The 21,470-nt window shown below is 66.5% G+C and carries 19 protein-coding genes; 12 read left to right on the top strand and 7 right to left on the bottom strand.

The window, feature by feature from the left end:
* The 4 genes from R2601_RS18830 to lon all read left to right on the top strand — a co-directional run bounded on the left by R2601_RS18830 (position 1) and on the right by lon (position 4,566).
* A complete protein-coding gene (locus R2601_RS18830; RefSeq protein WP_007801239.1) occupies positions 1-324 on the top strand; it encodes a PRC-barrel domain-containing protein in 324 nt (107 codons plus the stop codon).
* Positions 325-550: 226 nt separating this feature from the next.
* Positions 551-1,645: an alkene reductase gene (locus tag R2601_RS18825; protein ID WP_007801237.1), complete on the top strand. Its 1,095-nt coding sequence runs from the start codon at positions 551-553 to the stop codon at positions 1,643-1,645.
* 72 nt (positions 1,646-1,717) lie between these two features.
* A complete protein-coding gene (locus R2601_RS27085) occupies positions 1,718-1,891 on the top strand; it encodes a hypothetical protein (protein WP_007801235.1) in 174 nt (57 codons plus the stop codon).
* 269 nt (positions 1,892-2,160) lie between these two features.
* Positions 2,161-4,566, top strand: coding sequence for an endopeptidase La (lon, locus tag R2601_RS18820; protein WP_007801230.1), 2,406 nt, complete (start codon positions 2,161-2,163; stop codon positions 4,564-4,566).
* 166 nt (positions 4,567-4,732) lie between these two features.
* On the opposite strand, the gene R2601_RS18815 is transcribed toward lon, so the two are convergent.
* The 4 genes from R2601_RS18815 to R2601_RS18800 all read right to left on the bottom strand — a co-directional run bounded on the left by R2601_RS18815 (position 4,733) and on the right by R2601_RS18800 (position 8,079).
* Positions 4,733-5,260, bottom strand: coding sequence for a bactofilin family protein (locus R2601_RS18815; protein WP_007801228.1), 528 nt, complete (start codon positions 5,258-5,260; stop codon positions 4,733-4,735).
* Positions 5,250-6,560, bottom strand: coding sequence for a M23 family metallopeptidase (locus tag R2601_RS18810; protein ID WP_083793952.1), 1,311 nt, complete (start codon positions 6,558-6,560; stop codon positions 5,250-5,252). Before R2601_RS18810 ends, R2601_RS18815 begins: the two co-directional genes overlap by 11 nt.
* A gap of 222 nt (positions 6,561-6,782) precedes the next feature.
* On the bottom strand, positions 6,783-7,592 hold the full coding sequence (locus R2601_RS18805) for a ferritin-like domain-containing protein (protein WP_007801224.1): 810 nt from the start codon (positions 7,590-7,592) through the stop codon (positions 6,783-6,785).
* 34 nt (positions 7,593-7,626) lie between these two features.
* Entirely contained in the window at positions 7,627-8,079 is a 453-nt protein-coding gene (locus R2601_RS18800) for a peroxiredoxin (protein WP_040544924.1), read from the bottom strand.
* 90 nt (positions 8,080-8,169) lie between these two features.
* On the opposite strand from R2601_RS18800, the gene R2601_RS18795 reads away from it, so the two are divergent.
* The 5 genes from R2601_RS18795 to lpdA all read left to right on the top strand — a co-directional run bounded on the left by R2601_RS18795 (position 8,170) and on the right by lpdA (position 16,233).
* On the top strand, positions 8,170-11,463 hold the full coding sequence (locus R2601_RS18795; protein WP_007801220.1) for a YhdP family protein: 3,294 nt from the start codon (positions 8,170-8,172) through the stop codon (positions 11,461-11,463).
* A 25-nt stretch (positions 11,464-11,488) separates the two neighbouring features.
* A complete protein-coding gene (gene queA / locus R2601_RS18790) occupies positions 11,489-12,538 on the top strand; it encodes a tRNA preQ1(34) S-adenosylmethionine ribosyltransferase-isomerase QueA (RefSeq protein WP_007801218.1) in 1,050 nt (349 codons plus the stop codon).
* Positions 12,539-12,647: 109 nt separating this feature from the next.
* Positions 12,648-13,928 carry an MFS transporter gene (locus R2601_RS18785; protein WP_007801217.1) on the top strand — a complete coding sequence of 427 codons (1,281 nt, stop codon included), beginning with the start codon at positions 12,648-12,650 and terminating at the stop codon, positions 13,926-13,928.
* A 121-nt stretch (positions 13,929-14,049) separates the two neighbouring features.
* Positions 14,050-14,631: a DUF924 family protein gene (locus R2601_RS18780; protein ID WP_040544922.1), complete on the top strand. Its 582-nt coding sequence runs from the start codon at positions 14,050-14,052 to the stop codon at positions 14,629-14,631.
* Between the two features lie 207 nt (positions 14,632-14,838).
* Positions 14,839-16,233, top strand: coding sequence for a dihydrolipoyl dehydrogenase (gene lpdA / locus R2601_RS18775; RefSeq protein WP_007801215.1), 1,395 nt, complete (start codon positions 14,839-14,841; stop codon positions 16,231-16,233).
* 102 nt (positions 16,234-16,335) lie between these two features.
* Here the strand turns inward: lpdA and R2601_RS18770 are convergent, their stop codons facing one another.
* From R2601_RS18770 to R2601_RS18760, 3 genes are read right to left on the bottom strand one after another with little or no spacing between them, the layout of a single operon-like run.
* Positions 16,336-16,929, bottom strand: coding sequence for an HD domain-containing protein (locus R2601_RS18770; RefSeq protein WP_007801214.1), 594 nt, complete (start codon positions 16,927-16,929; stop codon positions 16,336-16,338).
* 46 nt (positions 16,930-16,975) lie between these two features.
* Positions 16,976-17,206: a hypothetical protein gene (locus tag R2601_RS18765; protein WP_007801212.1), complete on the bottom strand. Its 231-nt coding sequence runs from the start codon at positions 17,204-17,206 to the stop codon at positions 16,976-16,978.
* Positions 17,207-17,219: 13 nt separating this feature from the next.
* A complete protein-coding gene (locus R2601_RS18760; RefSeq protein WP_007801210.1) occupies positions 17,220-17,873 on the bottom strand; it encodes an alpha/beta hydrolase in 654 nt (217 codons plus the stop codon).
* Between the two features lie 198 nt (positions 17,874-18,071).
* Here R2601_RS18760 and iscR point away from each other — a divergent pair, with 198 nt between their 5' ends.
* From iscR to sufB, 3 genes are all read left to right on the top strand, one after another.
* Positions 18,072-18,533: a Fe-S cluster assembly transcriptional regulator IscR gene (gene iscR, locus R2601_RS18755; protein ID WP_007801208.1), complete on the top strand. Its 462-nt coding sequence runs from the start codon at positions 18,072-18,074 to the stop codon at positions 18,531-18,533.
* 123 nt (positions 18,534-18,656) lie between these two features.
* Complete coding sequence (locus R2601_RS18750; RefSeq protein WP_007801206.1) at positions 18,657-19,691, top strand: cysteine desulfurase family protein; 1,035 nt, start codon at positions 18,657-18,659, stop codon at positions 19,689-19,691.
* Between the two features lie 221 nt (positions 19,692-19,912).
* The gene (gene sufB, locus R2601_RS18745; RefSeq protein WP_007801204.1) at positions 19,913-21,445 is read left to right on the top strand and encodes a Fe-S cluster assembly protein SufB; all 1,533 of its coding nucleotides are present in this window, start codon (positions 19,913-19,915) and stop codon (positions 21,443-21,445) included.
* The last annotated feature ends 25 nt before the right edge of the window (positions 21,446-21,470 follow it).

Genomic DNA, 21,470 nt, shown 5'->3' with positions numbered 1-21,470 from the left:
ATGCGCCACATCACTCTTCCCGCCCTCTCCCTGATCCTTATGACCGGCGCCGCCGCGGCGCAGAGCGTCGACATGTCCAACCTCTACAGCGTCGATGACGCGGACGTGATGGGCCCCGATGGCAACAAGATCGGCGAGATCGAGGAGATCCTCGTCGATGTCACCGGCATCCCGGTGGCAGCCGTGGTCGAGGCCGGCGGGTTCCTCGATATCGGAGACGAGGACATCGTCGTCTCGCTCGAGGACCTGACCTTCGACGCCGGAAACTACAGCACGCTGCTGACCGAGGAAGAGCTCGAAGACCTTCCGGAATGGGACGACTGACGCGTTCCGTCCAGGAGAACCATGTTTGCGGCGCGCCTCACGAGGGCGCGCCGTTCTTCTGTCGATGATGGTTCGGTGTGCGGTTTCAGAACACCCCTGCACGGGTGAACAGCCCATGTGCATGCTGCAACGCGGCCCTGCGTTGTCGCGGCGCAGAAAGCACCTATGTCCTGCCTCCGAACCAAGGGGGGCCCGCTTCCGGGCCCGAGCGCGAAAGGACATGACCATGACCGAAGCCCTGTTCAGCAAGTTTACCGCCGGTGGCATCGCGATGAGCAATCGCATCGTGATGGCGCCGCTGACCCGCAACCGTGCCGACGATGAGGACGGCACCGTCAACGACCTGCATGTGGAGTATTACCGCCAGCGCGCCGGCGCCGGCCTGATCATCACCGAGGCGACGCAGATCTCGCCCGCCGGCAAGGGCTATATCCAGACGCCGGGCATCCACACCGAGGCGCAGGCCGCGGCGTGGAAGCGCGTGACCGACGCGGTGCACGAGGCCGGCGGCAAGATCGTCGTGCAGCTCTGGCATGTGGGCCGCATCTCGCACACCTCGCTGCAGCCGGACGGGCAGGCGCCGGTGGCGCCCTCGGCGATTGCCGCAGGCGTGCAGACCTTCACGCAGAACGGCTTTGAGGACACGTCCGAGCCGCGCGCCCTGACCGAGGCCGAGATCAGGGCCACGGTCGAGGATTACCGCAAGGCTGCCGCGCTGGCGATCAAGGCCGGGTTCGACGGGGTCGAGGTGCACGGCGCCAATGGCTACCTGATCGACCAGTTCCTCAAGACCGGCGCCAACCGGCGTGACGACGCCTATGGCGGCGCGATCGAGAACCGCGCCCGCTTCCTCTTCGAGGTGCTCGATGCAGTGACCGACGAGATCGGCGGCGACCGCACCGGCCTGCGCCTGTCGCCCTTCTCGCCGGCGAACGGCATCGACGATGCCGATCCTCAGGCGGATTTCGAATACGTGGTGCCCAAGCTCAACGCCTATGGCCTCGCCTATCTGCACATGGTCGAAGGCGCCACCGGCGGCTCGCGCGAGCTCGAGGAAGGCCAGAGCATCGACGCCCTGCGCAAGCTCTTCGAGGGACCCTACATGGGCAACAACGGCTATGATCGCGAAATGGCGGTCAGTGCCGTGGCCGAGGGCAAGGCGGATCTGGTGGCCTTCGGACGGCCGTTCATCGCGAACCCGGATCTGGTCGACCGCCTGCGCCGGGAGGCGCCGCTCAACGAGGGTGACCAGAGCACCTTCTACGGTGGTGGCGCCGAGGGCCTGATCGACTATCCGACGCTGGAAGACGAGGCGGCCTGATCCGGTTATGCTTGTGCGGGCCCGCGCCTTGCGGCATGAGACGGGCCTGCACTCGCGGCAAGGAGCCGGAACATGGATTACTCGAAATCGGGCGGCGCGCGCCCGGGCAGCAACGCCCCGCGCTACGACCGCCACAAGGACGCGCCCAAGGGCAAGGTCGCCACTGCCGGCAAGGCAGGCAAGGCCGAGCTTCTGGCGCGGATGAAAGCCGCACAGTCGCAGGGCAAGGACGCGCCCGAGACCTGAGCGAACCGGCGGATGCGGCCCTGACGGGCCGCATCCGTTCCTCCTTGTGCAGCCGTGCGGCGTGGTGCCGGTTCGGGTCCGCGTTTTCGCCACCGTCACGCAAAAGTCGCCTTGCAGCCGCTGGCCCGCTTCGTCATGCTGCGTCGACCGGAGGGTGGCGCGGTTGATTTCCGAAGGGCACGACCCCACCTTAAAGCTCCGAGACAGGGGATGGCGGGAGCCGCCGGAGAACCGGGGCCGGGCCATCCTGCCAAGACGAAGGAATGCTAATGCAACAGCCTCTCAATTCCTCCTATCCCGTGCTGCCGCTGCGCGACATCGTCGTGTTCCCGCACATGATCGTGCCGCTCTTCGTGGGGCGCGAGAAGTCGGTGAAGGCACTCGAGGAGGTCATGGCCGACGACAAGCAGATCCTGCTTGCCGCCCAGATCGACCCCGCGGTCGACGACCCGACCAGCGACGGCATCTACCGCGCCGGCGTGCTGGCCAACGTGCTGCAGCTGCTCAAGCTGCCCGACGGCACCGTCAAGGTGCTGGTCGAGGGCCAGAGCCGCGTGAAGATCACCGAGTATCTCGAGAACGAGGAGTTCTTCGAGGCCAAGGCCGAGCACGTGTCCGAGATGCCCGGCGATCCCGCCGCCATCCAGGCGCTTGTGCGCACCGTCGGTGAAGAGTTCGAGCGCTACGCGAAGGTCAAGAAGAACATCCCCGAAGAGGCGCTCTCGGCGGTCTCCGAGACCACCGAGCCGGCGAAGCTGGCCGACCTCGTCGCGGGCCATCTCGGCATCGAGGTGGAGCAGAAGCAGGAGCTTCTGGAGACGCTGCCGATCAGCGAGCGGCTGGAGAAGGTCTATGGCCTGATGCAGGGTGAGCTGTCGGTTCTGCAGGTCGAGAAAAAGATCAAGACCCGCGTCAAGAGCCAGATGGAGAAGACCCAGCGCGAGTACTACCTGAATGAGCAGATGAAGGCCATTCAGAAGGAACTCGGCGATGGCGAGGATGGCCAGAACGAGGTCAACGAACTGGCCGAGCGCATCGAGGCCACGAAGCTGTCGAAAGAGGCCCGCGAGAAGGCCGATGCCGAGCTCAAGAAGCTGCGCAACATGTCGCCCATGTCGGCCGAGGCCACCGTGGTGCGCAACTATCTCGACTGGATGCTGTCGATCCCGTGGGGCACCAAGTCGCGCGTGAAGAAGGATCTGGGCCGGGCGCAGGACGTGCTCGATCACGATCACTACAGCCTCGAGAAGGTCAAGGAACGCATCGTCGAGTATCTCGCGGTGCAGGCGCGCAGCCAGAAGCTCAAGGGCCCGATCCTCTGTCTCGTCGGCCCTCCGGGTGTCGGTAAGACCTCGCTCGGCAAGTCGATGGCCAAGGCCACCGGGCGCGAGTTCATCCGCATCTCGCTGGGTGGCGTGCGCGACGAGTCCGAGATCCGCGGTCACCGCCGGACCTATATCGGCTCGATGCCGGGCAAGATCATCCAGGCGCTGAAGAAGGCCAAGACCACGAACCCGCTCATCCTGCTCGACGAGATCGACAAGATGGGGCAGGACTTCCGTGGCGACCCGGCCTCGGCAATGCTGGAAGTGCTCGACCCCGAGCAGAACGGCACCTTCGTCGATCACTATCTCGAAGTGGAGTACGACCTTTCGAACGTGATGTTCGTCACCACGTCGAACTCGTACAACATGCCGGGGCCGCTGCTTGACCGGATGGAGATCATCCCGCTCTCGGGCTACACCGAGGACGAGAAGACCGAGATCGCCAAGCGCCACCTGCTGAGCAAGCAGATCAAGGCCCACGGGCTCAAGAAGGGCGAGTTCACGCTCACCGACGAAGCGCTGACCGACATTGTGCGCTACTACACCCGCGAGGCCGGGGTGCGGAACCTCGAGCGCGAAATCGCGCGCCTGGCCCGCAAGGCGGTGACCAAGATCGTCAAGAAGGAGACCGAAGAGGTCACGGTGACGCCGGAGAACCTCGACGATTTCCTCGGCGTTCGGAAGTACCGCTACGGCCTGGCCGAGGACGAGAGCCAGATCGGCGTTGTGACGGGGCTTGCCTACACCTCCGTGGGGGGCGACCTGCTGCACATCGAGGCGCTGAAGCTGCCCGGCAAGGGGCGCATGAAGACCACCGGTAAACTCGGCGACGTGATGAAGGAGAGCATCGAGGCCGCGTCCTCCTATGTGCGCTCCATCGCGCCGCAGATCGGGGTCAAGCCGCCGCGCTTCGACAAGTGGGACATCCACGTGCACGTGCCCGATGGCGCGACGCCCAAGGATGGCCCCTCGGCCGGTCTTGCGATGGTGACGGCGATCGTCTCGGTGCTCACCGGGCTGCCGGTCCGCAAGGACATCGCCATGACCGGCGAGGTCACGCTGCGGGGCAACGCCTCGGCCATCGGGGGCCTGAAAGAGAAGCTGCTCGCGGCGCTGCGCGGCGGGATCAAGACCGTTCTCATTCCCGAAGAGAACGAGAAGGATCTGGCCGAGCTGCCCGACAACGTGAAGGAGGGGCTCGAGATCATCCCCGTCAAGCACGTGTCGGAAGTGCTCGAGATTGCGCTGATCGGCAAGCCCGAGCCCATCGAGTGGGACGAGGAGGCCGAAGAGGCCGCCGCGGCCCTGGCCAAGGGCGAAGACACGGCCGCGGGCGCGACCGCGCACTGAGGCTGGTCCCAACCGGAAAATGAGGCGGCGCCGCAAGCGATTGCGGCGCCGTTTTCGTGTTCGCGACTGGCTGTCCGGATGAGCGCAGCATGCCGCATCTCGGTGGCGCAAAAGAAAACGCCGGGCGCGGGGCCCGGCGTTTCGAATGACCTTCGGAGGGGAGAGCTTAGCTGCCCTGACCCTGCGGAGCTGCCGGTGCCTGCTGCTGGGCCGGTGCTGCCGCCGGGGCGGGGGCGCCTTTGCCGCGGGACGACAGCGGGTCGTCCTGACGCTGCACGGAGCCTTCGAAATGCGCGCCGCTCTCGATCGCGATGGTCTTGTGGATGATGTCGCCCTCGACCCGCGCGGTGGCGGTGAGGCGGACCTTGAGGCCACGCACGCGGCCGACGATGCGGCCGTTGATGACGACGTCGTCGGCGACGACTTCGCCCTTGATGGTGGCGCTCTCGCCGATGGTCAGCAGGTGGGCGCGGATGTCGCCCTCGACCGTGCCTTCGACCTGGATGTCGCCGGTGGTCTTGAGGTTGCCGGTGATGTGAAGATCGCTCGACAGCACCGATGCCGGCGGCTTCGCCTTCGGCGGGGTCGACGGCTTGAAGTCGCCGCTGGGCGCGCGCGGAGCTTCGGCGGCCGGCTTCGGTGCGTTGTCCTCGGCCTTGGGGCCGGGCTCGTTGATCTTGCTCTTAGAAAACATCGTTTGCAGCCTTGATGTAGATCATGGGGTTCACAGGTTCGCCTCCGACGCGGACCTCGTAATGAAGATGCGTCCCGGTCGACCGTCCGGTATTTCCCATATCACCAACACGGTCCCCGCGCGAGACCCTTTGGCCGACCTTCACGCGGATTTTGGACATGTGCGCGTAGCGGGTCTCGATTCCGAACTCGTGCTTGATCTTTACCAGCCGGCCATAGCCCGACATCCAGCCCGCATGGGTCACGACGCCATCGGCGGTCGAGTAGATCGGCGTGCCATGCGGCGCGGCGAAATCGGTGCCCGCGTGCAGGCGGCCCCAGCGGCGGCCGAAGCCCGAGGTGAAGCGGAAGGGATCCTTCAGCGGCGTGGCGAAGGGCGCCTTCTCGGCGGCGATGCGGTAGAGGTTGAGCTTGTCCATCTCGCCGAGGATGCGGTTGGCACGCTCCATGTCGGCGGAGGGTTCCTCGCCGCGGGTCGAGAAGGTCAGCGGGGTCAGAGGGCCTCCCTGGCCGGAATAGCCGCGGCGAACCTGGCTGATGATGCGGTCGGGGTCCATCCCGGCATCGGAGAACATCTTGTCGAGCGGCTTGACCGAGACGGTCATCGCCTCTTCGAGCTGGCGGAAGATGCGGTCGTTCTTCTCTTCCATCAGGCGCAGCTCGGTGGCGATCTCGTCGGCGCGCACCAGCGCGTCCTGCGCATCGGCGACCACCTGGTCGCGCTCCTCGGCGGTCCGGGCCAGTGCCTCGGCCAGCAGGTCGAGCGTGCCATCCGCCTCGTTGCCGCCAGCGACGGCCACGTCGCCCCCCTCGATCTGGGTCTCGAGTGCGGCGAGGCGGTCATTGACATCCTCGCGCTCTTTCATGGTCTCGCGCAGCGTGGCCTGGATCACATCGATGCCGGTCTCGAGCTCGCGCCGGCGGGCCTCGCTGTCGAGCAGCTTGCCCTGCATCGCCGAAACCTGCTCGAGCGCTGTGCTGAAGCGTTCCTGCGCGGCGAGCGATTCCGCCGTGCGGGTGTCACGCTCTTGCGAGAGCTCGTTGAGCCGGCGCTGGTAGGTGATCTGGTCGCGCTTGGCCTGTTCCCGGAAGTTCCCGGCGCTGATGCTGTCCATCAGCAGGATCGCAGTGGCGACGATGGTCCAGGCGACCACCAGGCCCGCTCCGAGAGCGGCCACGGCCTGCGTCTCCGAGCGCAGCCGGATGAAGCGTGTGTCGGTGTCCGATTTCAGAAACACCCGACGTTCTGGAAAAACGCGCTCTAGCAGCGCATGGGTTCTGATCGCGAAACGCGTTCTCACCGTATTTGTCCCCTGTTCCCGTCCAAGTTCCAATGCGCCGGTTCCCCACCCGACGTCTTGGCAAGGGGGTAAAGAGGCAGCGACAAAATCGCAACAATTTTGGGCTTGCCGTGGTTTTGCCGCGGCGGAATCGCGCTTGGGTGGCGAAAAACCGCCGACACCAAGGGGTTCCGGGCGCTCAATATTTCGTCATTGTTGCCCGGGACGTTCGCCTGCAAGCGATTATTCCTCGGCCAGAGGCCAGTAGAAATCCAGCGGCAGACCCGCTTCGGCGCGCTTCTCGTCGTTGAAGGGCGGCTTCAGCGTGCTGTGGAAATAGCGCCGCACGAGATCGTGGAACACGTCCTTGGGGTCGAGCTCGTGGCGGCCGCAGAGGAAGTGGAACCACTTTGAGCCATAGGCCACGTGGCCGACCTCTTCGGCGTAGATGGTCTCGAGCGCGGCCACGGCATCGTCGGCGCCTGCGCGGCGGAACAGGTCTATCATGCCGGGCGTCACGTCGAGCCCGCGCGCCTCGAGTACCATTGGAACCACGGCAAGGCGGCCCAGCAGGTCCTCGGCGGTGTCTTCGGCGGCGCGCCACATGCCGGCATGGGCGGGCAGGGCACCGTAGAAGCTGCCCTGCGCCTCGAGACAGTCGCACATCAGGTTAAAATGCTTGGACTCCTCGTCCGCCGCGCGCACCCAGTCGTCGTAGAAGCCGAGCGGGAAGCGCGTGTCGGTGAAGCGGGCGATGATGTCCCAGTGCAGGTCGACGGCGTTGAGCTCGATATGCGCCACCGCGTGCAGCAGCGCGATGCGGCCCTTTTCCGAGCCGGGCTTGCGCTTGGGCACGTCGCGCGGATCGAGAAGCTCGGGCTTTTCGGGGCGTGACGGGCGCAGCGGCGGCGCGGCCTTTCCCAACGGGATCGGCGTGCCGGCCTCGCGCGCGGCGCGCCATGCGTTCGCATGTGCATGGCTCAACGCTGTCTTGGCGCGCCCGTCGGCGGTGGTGAGCACCTCCACCGCCATCTCGCTCAGGGTCTTGGTCATGCCGGCCTGTCCTTTCGCGTCCGCCATCCGTCTCTCAGAGCGCCTTGGCGGCCTCGAGCACCTCGGCGGCATGGCCCGGCACCTTCACCTTGCGCCATTCCTTGGCGATCTTGCCCTCGGCGTCGATTACGAAGGTGCTGCGCTCGATCCCCATGAAGGTCTTGCCGTACATCTTTTTCTCCTTCCAGACGTCGTAGGCCTCGCAGACCTCGGAGCCTTCGTCGGAGAGCAGCGGCACGGTCAGCGCCTTCTTCTTCATGAATTTCTCGTGGCTGGCGAGGCTGTCCTTCGACAGGCCGAAGACCTTGATCCCCGCGGCCTCGAACTCCGGCAGCAGGGCGCTGAACTCCTCGTTCTCCTTGGTGCAGCCCGAGGTGTCGTCGCGCGGGTAGAAGAACAGCACCACGGGGGCGGGGCGCAGGGCCGAAAGGGTGACGTCGGCGCCCTCGGTCGAGGGCAGGGTGAAGTCGGGGGCGATGTCGCTCATGTCGAAGGCTCCGGTCTTGCTGTTTCTCAATTCCTGACCTTCGGTGTAGAACGCCGTGAACACAAAGCAAAGCAACGGGCCGCATCACCAGTGACCACAGAGGACCACGAGACGCCGGAACCTGCCGCGCCGCCGGCGCGCAAGCGGCGTCGCGGCCTGCGCCTGCTGGCCGGGGGGCTCCTGGTCGTCATGGTGCTGGCGCTGATCGCGGGGGGCGCGGCGCTGGTGCTGGTGGGCCGGCCCCTTTCGGCCCCGGACTGGCTGCGAGAGAGCATCGAAGCGCGACTCGACGAGGCGCTACCGGGCCTGACCATCGATTTCGGCGACGTGTCGGTTCTGGTCGAGCGGGACGGTCTGGCCCGGGTGGTGCTTTCGGATGTGGACCTGCAGACCAGCGACGGCGTGCCGGTGGCAACGCTGGCGGATCTGCGCGCCGGGCTCGATCCGCTGCCGCTGCTGCGTGGCGAGCTGCAGCTCGGCCGGGTGAGCCTTGCCGGGGCCAGCATGAGCCTGCGCCGCGACCGGGAGGGCAGGGTCGGGCTGGCGCTTGGCGATGCGTTCTCCTCCGACACCAAGGCCCCGGACATCCCGACGATTATCGCGCAGATCGACGCGGCGCTGTCGGATCCGCGGTTCGACAGCCTGCGCCGCATCGAGGCCGAGGCGCTGACCATTCGCTACGAGGACGCCCGCGCGGGGCGCGGCTGGACCGCGGATGGCGGCCGGCTGAGCCTGACACGCGAGGACGGCACGCTGCGGCTCGCGGGGGATGTGGCGTTGCTTGGGGCCGGCGATGTCGCGGCGACGCTGGCGCTCAACGCGGAGAGCGTGATCGGTGAGCAATCGGCGCAGTTCGGCATGAACCTCAGCGCGCTGCCGGCGCAGGACATCGCGACCCAGAGCCCGGCGCTGGTCTGGCTAAGCGGCCTCAGGGCACCGATCTCGGGGGCGCTGCGCGGCACCATGACCGAGACCGGCGAGCTTGGCGCGCTGAACGCGACGCTGCAGATCGGCGCAGGCGTTCTGCAGCCCAACCCCCGCACCCAGCCGATCCCGTTCGGGCTGGCGCGCACCTATTTCTCCTATGATCCGGCCAGTCAGGCGCTGAGCTTCGACGAGATCACCGTCCAGAGCGCCGTCGGCACGGTGATCTCGGACGGGCGTGCGGTGCTGCACGGCGCCGAGACCGGCTGGCCCGACGGCATGACCGGCCAGTTCCGGGTAAGCCGCTTCGAGGCCGATGCGGAGGGCATCTTCGACACGCCCTTCACGCTCGACGGGGCCGAGCTTGACTGGCGGCTGGGCTTTGCGCCGTTCCGCTTCGAGCTTGGTCGCTTCCGCAGCAGCGACCCGGCCCTGCCACTGCGGCTTTCCGGCGAGCTGAGCGCCGAGAGCGAGGGCTGGCGGCTGGCGCTCGACGGACAGATCGCGCAGATGGATCACGAGACGCTGCTGTCCTACTGGCCGGAACGGATCCAGGACAAGCCGCGCAAATGGGTGGCCGACAACGTCCATGCCGGCGGCATCGAGGATGGCATCTTCTCGGTGCGCAAGGCGCCGGGAGAGAAGCCGGAAACCTATATCGACGCGCGCATCACCGGGGGCGAGCTGACCTACGCGCGCAACCTGCCGCGGCTCACCGGGGCCGAGGGGCAGCTCACGATCTACGACCACCGGCTCGCAGTCACCGTCGAGGCCGGCAAGGTGATCCCGCCCGAGGGCGGAGAGATTGAAGGGGCGGGAAGCCGCTTCGTGATCCGCGACATGCGCGAGAAGCCCGCCACCGGCGAGTTGACGCTTTCGGCGCGTGGTCCTCTGGTGGCGGCGCTCTCGTACATCGACAGCCCCAAGCTCGAGATCATGCAGAAGGCCCGCAGGCCGGTGGCGTTGGGAGATGGCGATGTCGAGATCGGCGGCACCATCTTGATGCCCTTGATGAAGGGCGTGAAGCGCGAGGACATGACGATCGACATCACCGGCACGCTGAGCGACGTCTCGAGCGACCAGGTGGTGGCGGGCAAGACGCTGGCTGCCGAGCGGCTGGCGCTGGCGGTCGATGATGACCGGGTGACGATCTCGGGCGCGGTGGATTTCGACGGCGTGCCCTTCGAGGGCGGCTGGTCGCAATCGCTCGAGCCCGGTGCCGGCAGCTCGGTCGAGGGCGGGATCGTGCTGTCCGAGCCGGTGGCGCAGGCGCTGGGGCTGACGCTGGCGCCGGGGACGATCTCGGGGCAGGGACGCGCGGCGCTGAGCATCGATCTCGCGCCGGGCGAGACGCCGCGCTTTGCGCTGAACTCGTCGCTGGCCGGGGTGGGCCTGTCGCTGCCGCAGCTCGGCTGGCGACTCTCGCAGCAGCAGACCGGCGCGCTCGAGGTGACCGGGGCGCTTGGGCAACCGGTGCAGATCGAGCGGCTGGCGCTGTCGGGCGCGGGGCTCGAGGCGGAGGGGCGGGTGCGGCTCAACCCCGATGGCAGCTTCGGACGGCTGGAATTGCCGCGGCTGCGGGTCGGGGGCTGGCTCGACAGTTCCGTGGTGCTGACGGCGCAGGGGCGCGGGGCGCCGCCGGCGATCACCCTGAACGGCGGTCGGGTCGACATGCGCAGCGCGCCGTTCGGGCAGGGTGGCGGAAGCGGGGGCGCGGCGACGGGGCCGATGCAGATCAGCCTCGACCGGCTTCAGGTCTCGGACAGCATCGCGGTCACCGGCTTCGAGGGACGATTCCGCGATGCCGGCGGGCTGACCGGGGATTTCACCGCCGATCTCGGCCGGGCCGAGATCAACGGGGCGTTGGTGCCGCAGAACGGCGGCAGCGCCATCCGCATCCGCGCCCGCGATGCCGGCGACGTGCTGGCCGGCGCCGGGGTGTTCAACAACGTCAAGGACGGCACCTTCGATCTCACGCTGGTGCCAGTGCGCGGGCAGGACGGCACCTATGACGGCAATCTCGTGATCCGCGAGACCCGGCTGCAGGACGCGCCCGCCATCACCGGGCTGCTTGACGCGATCTCGGTGGTGGGGCTGCTCGACGAGCTGAACGGATCGGGGATCTATTTCACCGAGGTCGAGGCGCGCTTCCGCCTGAGCCCGCGGCAGGTGGTGCTGACCCGGTCGAGCGCCATCGGCCCCTCGATGGGGATCTCGATGGACGGGTTCTACAGCCTCGCCGACAAGCGGATGGACATGCAGGGCGTGCTGTCGCCGATCTATATCCTCAACGGCATCGGCCAGCTCTTTGCCCGCAAGGGCGAGGGCCTGATCGGCTTCAACTTCAACCTGCGCGGCGCGGCCAGCGATCCGCAGGTCTCGGTGAACCCGCTTTCGGCCTTCACCCCGGGCATCTTCCGTGACATCTTCCGCCGCCCGCCCCCCAGCGTCAGCCAGTAAGACCACCCCCGACCCGAGAGGCCCCATGCACCTGAGCGATTTCGATTTCGATCTGCCCGATGAGCTGATCGCGACCCGCCCCGCCAACCCACGCTCGTCGGCGCGGCTGCTGGTGGCCGAGGGTGACACGATCACCGACGCGGTGGTGCGCGACCTGACGCAATGGCTGCGGCCCGGCGACCGGCTGGTGCTGAACGACACCAAGGTGATCCCGGCGCGGCTTTCGGGGGCGCGCACGCGCGAGAGCGCGCAGGGCGTGACGCAGGCGCAGATCGAGATCACGCTGCTCGAGCCGCGCCCGGGCGGGCTTTGGGCGGCGCTGGTCAAGCCGCTGAAGAAGCTGCGCGAAGGCGAGACGGTGGTGTTCTCCGAGGCGCTGTCGGCCACGCTCGAGGCGCGCGAGGACGGGCAGGGGCTCTTGCGCTTCAATCTCGAGGGCGAGGATTTCGACGCGGCACTGGCCGAGGCGGGCGCCATGCCGCTGCCGCCCTACATCGCCGCCAAGCGCGCCGCCGACGCGCAGGACAAGACCGACTACCAGACCGTCTGGGCCGAGCGCACGGGCGCGGTGGCCGCGCCCACCGCCAGCCTGCATTTCGACGCAGGCCTGCTGGCCGCGCTCGAGGCGCATGGCGTCGCTTTCACCAAGGTGACGCTGCATGTGGGGGCGGGCACCTTCCTGCCGGTCAAGGTCGACGACGTGACCACCCACAAGATGCACGGAGAGTGGGGCGAGGTGAGCGAGAGCGCCGCCGCCGAGATCGCCGCCACCAAGGCGGCGGGCGGGCGGGTGATCCCGGTGGGCACCACGGCGCTGCGGCTGCTGGAGACGGCGGCGCGCGACAGCGGCGCCATCGCGGCGTGGCAGGGTGTGACCGATATCTTCATCTATCCGGGCTTCGCGTTCCGCGTCACCGATGCGCTGATGACCAACTTCCACCTCCCCAAATCGACGCTGATGATGCTGGTCTCGGCGCTGATGGGGCGCGAGCGGATGATGGGCATTTACGAACATGCCATCTCGGAGCGCTATCGTTTCTTCTCCTACGGCGATTCATCTTTGCTGATTCCTTAGGCGCTCTGTGCTTGCGTTTGGCAGTGCCTGATGCCACGGCTCTGGCGAAACGGAATCGCCGCCGCACTGCGTGGGCAAGACGCAAGACGACGCACCAAGGAGAGCCGCCATGCTCGACGTGTTCAAACATTCCTGGGCCCTGCTTCTGGGGATGTTGCTGCTGATGCTGGGCAACGGCCTGCAGGGCTCGCTTCTTGGTGTGCGCGGCAGCGGCGAGGGCTTCTCGGCCTTCTCGATGTCGGTGGTCATGTCGGCCTATTTCGCCGGCTTCCTGATCGCGTCGATGGTGACGCCGGGGATGATCCGCCGCGTCGGGCACGTGCGGGTCTTCGCCGCGCTGGGCTCGTTCATCTCGGCGGTGCTGATCCTCTACCCGTCCTTCCCGCATCCCGCGGCTTGGACCATCGAGCGCATGATCATCGGGTTCTGCTATTGCGGCGTCTACGTCACCGCCGAAAGCTGGCTCAACAACTCGACCTCGAATGAAAGCCGCGGGCAGGCGCTCTCGGCCTACATGATGGTGCAGATGCTGGGCATCATCGCGGCGCAGGCGATGCTGCTGGTGCCGGACCCCTCGGGCTTCCTGCTCTTCGTCATTCCCTCGGTGCTGGTTTCCATCGCGTTTGCGCCGATTCTGCTCTCGGTCAGCCCGACCCCTGCCTTCGCGACCACCAAGCGGATGAGCCTTCGTGAGCTCTACGGCGTGTCTCCGCTGGGCTTTGTCGGCATCTTCCTGCTGGGCGGCGTGTTTGCCGCGCAGTTCGGCATGGCGGCGGTGTTCGCCGCCGAGGCCGGGCTGCGGCTGAGCCAGATCTCGATGTTCGTGGCCTCGTTCTATGTCGGGGCGCTGGTCACGCAATATCCGCTGGGCTGGCTCTCGGACCGGATGGACCGCCGCCGTCTGGTCGCCATCGTGGCGTTGCTGGGCGGTGTCGCCGCGGTGTTCGCGACCGCAATGACCGGCCAGTTCATGGTGCTTCTGGGCGCGGCATTCGTGATCGGCGGGGCGTCCAACCCGCTCTATTCGCTGCTGATTGCCTACACCAACGACTATCTCGACCATGACGACATGGCGGCGGCCTCGGCCGGCCTTCTCTTCGTCAACGGGGTGGGCGCCATCGCCGGCCCGATCATCACCGGTTACGCCATGCAGGTCTTTGGGCCCGGGGCTTACTTTGCCCTGATCGCGGTGCTGCTGTTGAGCCTCACCGCCTATGCCTTCTTCCGCATGACCGTGCGTGCGGCACCCTCGGTGGACGACACCAGCGCCTACACCGCAGTGTCGCCAAGCTCGTCTCCGGTGGCCGTCGCGGTGGCGCAGGAACTGGCGATCGAGACCGCCGAGGCCGAGGCTGAAGCCGAAGCCGAGGCTCTGCGCGAGGCCTCCTGAGGGTCCTCGCACTGCCGGAATGTCGTAATTGACAGAATATTTTACTTTTGCTCCGTTCGAAGTGGAATGTAACCTCTACATGACGCTCGAACAGGGGCGAGGCGAGAAGGAGCATGTGGCCATGAAGGGGCCCGAGGAGATACTGACATTCTGGCTCGACGAGGTCGGAGAAGAGCGCTGGTATGCGCAGGACGAGGCACTTGACGCCCGCGTGCGCGACCAGTTCGAAGAGACCTGGGAGGCGGCGATGGAGGGCCGGTTCGGCCTGTGGCTGACCTACCCGAGCGGGGCACTGGCCTATATCGTGCTGCTCGACCAGTTCCCGCGCAACATGTTCCGGGGCGACGGACGCGCCTTCGCCTCCGACGAGATCGCGATGGCGGCGGCGAAGCAGGCGATCTGGCGCGGCTGGGATCTCAAGATCGACGAGCCGGCGCGGCAGTTCTTCTACCTGCCGCTGATGCATTCCGAGAACCTGTGCGATCAGGACCGCTGCATCCGCCTGATGAAGGAGCGCATGCCCGAGACCGGGGCCTCGAACCTGCTTCACGCCCGTGCCCATCGCGAGGTGATCCGCGATTTCGGCCGCTTCCCGACCCGCAATGCGGCGCTCGAGCGCGCCTCGACCGCGGCAGAGAAGGCCTATGTCGAGGCGGGCGGCTACGGTACGACCATCCGTAAGCTGCAGGCGGAGGCGGCCTGATCCACTGCGCCGTTAGCGGCCGACAATCAAGGCTTTTCATTTCGGCAGGGCCCGTGCGAAGGTGATCGCACGGGCCCTTTCGCTTTGCCCTTTCCGGGGCAAAGTCGGGGCGAGGGAGAGGAAACCCGCCGCCCGAGATTGCTTTGCGTTGAAGCATTCCGGGAAATGGTTTAATGCCAAACTAATTTGACACGGACGGAGAGAGCCATGGCTTCGCAAAGCTTCGACATGATCGTGATTGGCGCGGGACCGGGCGGCTATGTCGCCGCGATCCGCGGCGCCCAGCTCGGGCTCAAGGTGGCCTGCGTGGAGCGCGAGCATATGGGGGGCATCTGCCTCAACTGGGGCTGCATCCCGACGAAGGCGCTGCTGCGGTCTTCCGAGATCTTCCACTACATGCACCGCGCCAAGGAATACGGCCTTTCGGCCGAGAAGATCGGCTTCGATCTCGACGCGGTGGTCAAGCGCTCGCGCGGCGTGGCCAAGCAGCTCAACTCGGGCGTCACCCATCTTCTGAAGAAGAACAAGGTGACCTCGATCATGGGCGACGCCACGATTACCGCCAAGGGCAAGGTCTCGGTCAAGACCGAGAAGGGCACCGAGGAACTTACCGCCAAGAACATCGTCGTGGCCACCGGCGCGCGAGCGCGCGAGCTGCCCGGCCTCGAGGCGGATGGCGATCTGGTCTGGACCTACAAGGCGGCGCTGCAGCCCAAGCGCATGCCGAAGAAGCTGCTGGTGATCGGCTCGGGCGCCATCGGCATCGAGTTCGCCAGCTTCTACCACACGCTCGGCGCCGACACGACGGTGGTCGAGGTGATGGACCGAATCCTGCCGGTGGAGGACGAGGAAATCTCGAAATTCGCCAAGAAGCAGTTCGAGAAGCAGGGCCTCAAGATCCGCGAGAAGACCATGGTCAAGAAGCTCGACCGTGGCCAGGGCAAGGTCACCGCGCATATCGAGCAGAACGGCAAGACCACGACCGAGGAGTTCGACACGGTGATCTCCGCCGTGGGCATCGTCGGCAACGTCGAGGGGCTGGGGCTCGAAGAGCTGGGCGTGAAGGTCGAGCGCACCCACGTGGTGACCGACAAGCACTGCCGCACCGGCATCGAGGGCGTCTATGCCATCGGCGACGTGGCCGGCGCGCCGTGGCTGGCGCATAAGGCAAGCCACGAGGGTGTCATGGTGGCGGAGTTGATCGCCGGAGGTCATCCGCACGCGGTCGATCCCGACAGCATCGCGGGCTGCACCTATTGCCACCCGCAGGTGGCAAGCGTGGGCCTCACCGAGGCGCAGGCCAAGGAGGCCGGCTACAAGATCAAGGTGGGCCGCTTCCCGTTCATCGGCAACGGCAAGGCGATCGCGCTCGGCGAGCCCGAGGGCATGGTCAAGACCGTGTTCGACGAGAAGACCGGCGCGCTGCTGGGCGCTCACATGGTCGGCGCGGAAGTCACCGAGCTGATCCAGGGTTACGTGGTGGGCCGCCAGCTCGAGACCACCGAAGAAGACCTGATGAACACGGTCTTCCCGCACCCGACCCTATCGGAGATGATGCACGAGAGCGTGCTCGACGCCTGGGGACGGGCGATCCACTACTGATGACGCGGCTGAAGATTTTTCGTACGAAAAATCTTCGCGCATCGCAGGACACCACCGGCCAAGACTTTTCGGACGAAAAGTCTTGGCCTTTTTCGTGCTGTGTCAGCGTCTGGAAAAGAAGGCTTTGACGCGCGGCGCCAGCCAGTCCCAGAGCGCCGGGGCGCCGTGGCGGATCTTCGGTCCCATGCGGGCCTCGAACACGTCATGGGTGACGTTGTAATCGTCCCAGCTGCCGCCACCGGACGCGAGGTTGAGGTTGGGCGGCTGGAAACGGTCGAGCGACTTGGCGAAGCGGGCGTCCGGCGTCTCGTTGGCCTCGAACTCGTGCCAGAGTGCCAGAAGATCCGCGCCCTGCGCTTGCGGCAGCATCCCGAAGAGCCGTTCCGCCGCTGCGGTTTCCTCGGCGGTTTTCGCCGCTTCATCGACCTCGCCGAAGAATGGCACGTCGCCGGCGTCGATCTCGACCAGGTCGTGGATCAGAAGCATGCGGATCACCCGCTCGACCGAGATGCCTTCGGGCGCGTGTTCGCCCAGCACCAAGGCGAAGAGTGCGAGGTGCCAGCTGTGCTCGGCCGAGTTCTCGAACCGGCCGTCATGGTTGCGGGTGGCGCGGGTGATCGCCTTGAGCCGGTCGGCCTCCATCAGGAAGGCCATCTGGGCGTCGAGGCGGGCGGATTCGCTCTGGGATGGAGTCATCAGGCCGGTCTCCGTCGGTCATGGTGGGATCGACCGGCGGGCCCGTTCAGGCGCCCTTGTCGCGGGCGATCTCGGAGAGCCGGTCGGTGATGAAGCGCCGAGCGCGCTGCTCGGCGAGGCGTACGCGCACAGAGGTGAGGAAGGCCTCCTCGAGCGTCGTCGAGGAGGCGCCGATGACCTTGGCCACTTCCATGTAGAAGCGCTCGTCTCCAGTGGCCTTCATCACCTTGAAGGTGTCTTCGGCCAGCTTGTCGGCAAGCTCCTGGGTCAGGGACATCGGCAGAGCCTCCTCAGCGGGTGCTTTCGGTCAGGCGGCGCTTCACGTAGCCAGTCACACCGTCGATCATGGTCTCCATGTGCGGCTCTTCAAAGAAGTGCCCGGAGCCCTCGATCTCCTCGTGGGTGATGGTGATGCCCTTCTGCTCCTTGAGCTTGCTCACCAGCGACGTGGTGTCAGCGGGCGGTGCCACGCGATCGGCGGTGCCGTTGATGATCAGGCCCGAGGCCGGGCAGGGCGCGAGGAACGAGAAATCGTACATGTTGGCCGGCGGCGAGACCGAGACGAAGCCGGTGATCTCGGGGCGGCGCATCAGCAGCTGCATGCCGATCCAGGCGCCGAAGGAGAAGCCTGCAACCCAGCAGTGCTTGGAGTTGTTGTTCATCGACTGCAGGTAGTCGAGCGCCGAGGCGGCATCCGACAGCTCGCCCACGCCCTGGTCGTACTCGCCCTGGCTGCGGCCGACGCCGCGGAAGTTGAAGCGCAGCACCGTGAAGCCCATATTGTAGAAGGCGTAGTGCAGGTTGTAGACGACCTTGTTGTTCATCGTCCCGCCGAATTGCGGATGCGGATGCAGCACGATGGCAATCGGCGCGTCGCTTTCCTTCTGCGGGTGGTAGCGGCCTTCAAGACGGCCTTCGGGTCCGGGAAAAATCACCTCGGGCATAGGTGCAATCTGCTCCTCAACACGCACCCGGCTTTCTTGACGAAACTGCTCAGGCACCTTAGAACGGTTCTAACTCCGGAGTGCGCTCCGGGTTGTCTTCGTTTGCAGATATGCAATTGGTCTGGCAAGGTCAATCTTTGCCAGTGTGATGCGGGGTTGGCGCAGGATGCGCGAGACAGACGATAGGGAGGCGGTGGCGTGAAGCTGAGTACCAAGGGGCGCTACGCGATGGTCGCGCTGACCGACATCGCGATGCAGCCGGACGGCGTTCTGGTGACGCTGGGCGATATCTCAAAGCGGCAGGACGTGTCGCTGCCCTATCTCGAGCAGCTCTTCGTCAAGCTGCGCCGGGCGGGGCTGGTCGAGTCGGTGCGCGGCCCGGGTGGCGGCTACCGCCTGGCGCGCCCGGCCTCGGAAATCCGCGTGGTCGATATCCTCGGCGCCGTGGACGAGACGGTGGACGCCATGCACAAGGGGGCGGGAGCGTCGGGCGCGACCTCGGGCAGCCGCGCGCAATCGCTGAACAACCGGCTGTGGCAAAGCCTCTCGGCGCATGTCTACGTCTTTCTGCACCAGACCCGGCTGTCGGACGTGGTCGGCAACTCGCTGGCGCCATGCCCGGCGGTGCCCTCGCTGTTTGCGGTGGTCGACGAGGCCTGATCCTGTCGCGTCCGGGGAGGTGAGGGGGCGCTGCCCCCGTCCGCGCGAGCGCGGACTCCCCCGAGGTATTTTTGACCCAGAGAAGACAATGGGCCGGACAAGCGGCCCGGCAAGGAGCTTGACGTGACGCGCGCCTATCTCGATTGGAACGCCACTGCGCCGCTGCGGGCGGAGGCTCGCGCGGCGATGATCGCCGCCATGGACGTGATGGGCAACCCTTCGTCTGTCCATGCGGAGGGCCGCGCGGCCAAGGGGCTCCTCGAGCGGGCCCGCGGGCAGGTGGCGGCGGCCTTCGGGGCCGACGGGGCGGAGGTGATCTTTGTCTCCGGCGCCACCGAGGCCGCGGCGCTGGCCTGCGCCGGGCGGGGCCTCGTGGGCGCGCCGGTGGAGCATGACGCGGTGGCGGCGTGGATCGATCCGGTGCTGACGGTCGATGGGCGCGGGCAGGTGCAGGTGGACGCGCCCGGGCGCACCGCGCTGCAGGCGGCGAATTCCGAGACCGGAGTGGTGCAGGAGCTGCCGCAGGGGCTCGCGGTGGTGGACGCCACGCAGGTCTTCGGCAAGATCCCCTTTGCCTTCAACTGGGCCGGCTGTACCGCCGCGCTGGTTTCGGCCCACAAGCTGGGCGGACCGAAGGGCATCGGCGCGCTGGTGCTACGGCGTGGCACCGATCTGGAGGCGCAGCTCAGGGGCGGTGGGCAGGAGATGGGCCGGCGCGCGGGCACCGAGAACCTGCTCGGCGTGGCGGGCTTCGGGGCCGCTGCCGAGGCCGCAGCGCGGGATCTCGAGCAGGGCGTCTGGGCGCGGGTCGAGAAACTTAGAAACATTCTAGAGAATGTGATTGCAGATAGCGCGGAAGAGACTATTTTTGTCGGAAATGACGCTCCGCGTCTGCCCAATACATCCTGCTTCGCGATGCCGGGCTGGAAGGGGGAGACGCAGGTGATGCAGATGGACCTTGCGGGCTACGCGGTCAGTGCCGGTTCGGCCTGTTCCAGCGGCAAGCTGCGTCCGAGCCACGTGCTGCAGGCCATGGGTCATGACGAGGAGGCGGCGCGCTGCGCCATCCGCGTCAGCCTCGGGCCGCAGTCGACCGAGGAAGAGGTGCTGGGCTTTGCCGAGGCCTGGCTGAAACAATACCGGCGGCGGACCGGCTGAGCGCCGCGAAAGTGGCGCTCCGGGCTGCAGGAGGGGGCGAGGGTCCCTATATGTGCCGCAAGTGCCGGAGGAGGCCGCGCTGAGACGCGCAGGGATTAGACCGCGCCGCGGGGCGTAGGGATTTAACCGCGCCCTCGGGCGCGAGACGAGAACAGGCGGCGCCCGCAGCGCCGGTGGAAGCACGAGACGCGCGCATGTCGCGCGATGACAGGAGAGAACGCATGGCAGCCTTTGACAACGTGACGGTCAAGGAAGGTGTCGAGAAGGAGACCGTGGACGCGGTCGAAGCCGTCTCGACCTACAAGTACGGCTGGGAAACCGAGATCGAGATGGAATACGCCCCGATGGGCCTCGACGAGGACATCGTGCGGCTGATCTCGAGCAAGAACGGCGAGCCGGAGTGGATGACCGAATGGCGCCTCGAGGCCTATCGGCGCTGGCTGACCAAGAAAGAGCCCGACTGGGCGATGGTCGAGTATCCGGAAATCGACTTCCAGAAGCAGTATTACTACGCCCGCCCCAAGAGCATGGAGACCAAGCCCAAGTCGCTGGACGAGGTCGATCCGAAGCTTCTGGCGACCTATGAGAAGCTCGGCATCCCGCTCAAGGAGCAGATGGTTCTGGCCGGGGTGGAGGGCGCCGAGGATGCCCCCGCGGATGCCAACGCGCCCGAGCGCAAGGTGGCCGTCGATGCCGTCTTCGACAGCGTCTCGGTGGGCACCACCTTCCAGAAGGAGCTTGAGAAGGCCGGCGTGATCTTCTGCTCGATCTCCGAGGCGATCGAAAAGCACCCGGAGCTGGTGAAGAAGTATCTCGGCTCGGTCGTTCCGGTGTCGGACAACTTCTATGCCACGCTCAACAGCGCCGTATTCTCGGATGGCTCCTTCGTCTACGTGCCGCCGGGCGTGCGCTGCCCGATGGAGCTTTCGACCTATTTCCGCATCAATGCGGAGAACACCGGCCAGTTCGAGCGCACGCTGATCATCGCCGACAAGGGCTCTTACGTGAGCTACCTTGAAGGCTGCACCGCGCCCAAGCGCGACACCGCGCAGCTGCACGCCGCCGTGGTCGAGATCATCGTCGAGGAAGACGCCGAGGTGAAGTATTCCACGGTGCAGAACTGGTTCCCCGGCGACGAAGAGGGCAAGGGCGGCATCTACAACTTCGTCACCAAGCGCGCGGATTGCCGCGGCGACCGGGCGAAGATCATGTGGACCCAGGTCGAGACCGGCTCGGCGGTGACGTGGAAATACCCGTCCTGCATCCTGCGTGGCAACGAGAGCCAGGGCGAGTTCTACTCGATCGCCATCGCCAACAACCACCAGCAGGCCGACACCGGCACCAAGATGATCCACCTCGGCAAGGACACCAAGAGCCGGATTGTCTCGAAGGGCATCTCGGCCGGCGTGGCGCAGAACACCTATCGCGGTCTCGTCTCGATGCACCCCAAGGCCAAGAACTCGCGCAACTACACCCAGTGCGACAGCCTGCTCATCGGCGACAAGTGCGGCGCCCACACGGTTCCGTATATCGAGGTGAAGAACAACTCCTCGCGCTGCGAGCACGAGGCGACGACCTCGAAGGTCGATGACGATCAGCTGTTCTACTGCCGCCAGCGCGGCATGGACGAGGAAGAGGCCGTGGCTCTCGTGGTGAACGGCTTCTGCAAGGAAGTGCTGCAGGCGCTGCCGATGGAGTTTGCCATGGAAGCGCAGGCGCTGGTCGCCATCTCGCTCGAAGGCTCGGTGGGCTGACGCACGGCACGGGTGGGCGGCAAGC

This window comes from Salipiger bermudensis HTCC2601 (assembly GCF_000153725.1).
GTDB classification, from domain to species: Bacteria; Pseudomonadota; Alphaproteobacteria; order Rhodobacterales; family Rhodobacteraceae; genus Salipiger; species Salipiger bermudensis.
This window is presented reverse-complemented; position numbering and strand designations above follow the sequence as displayed.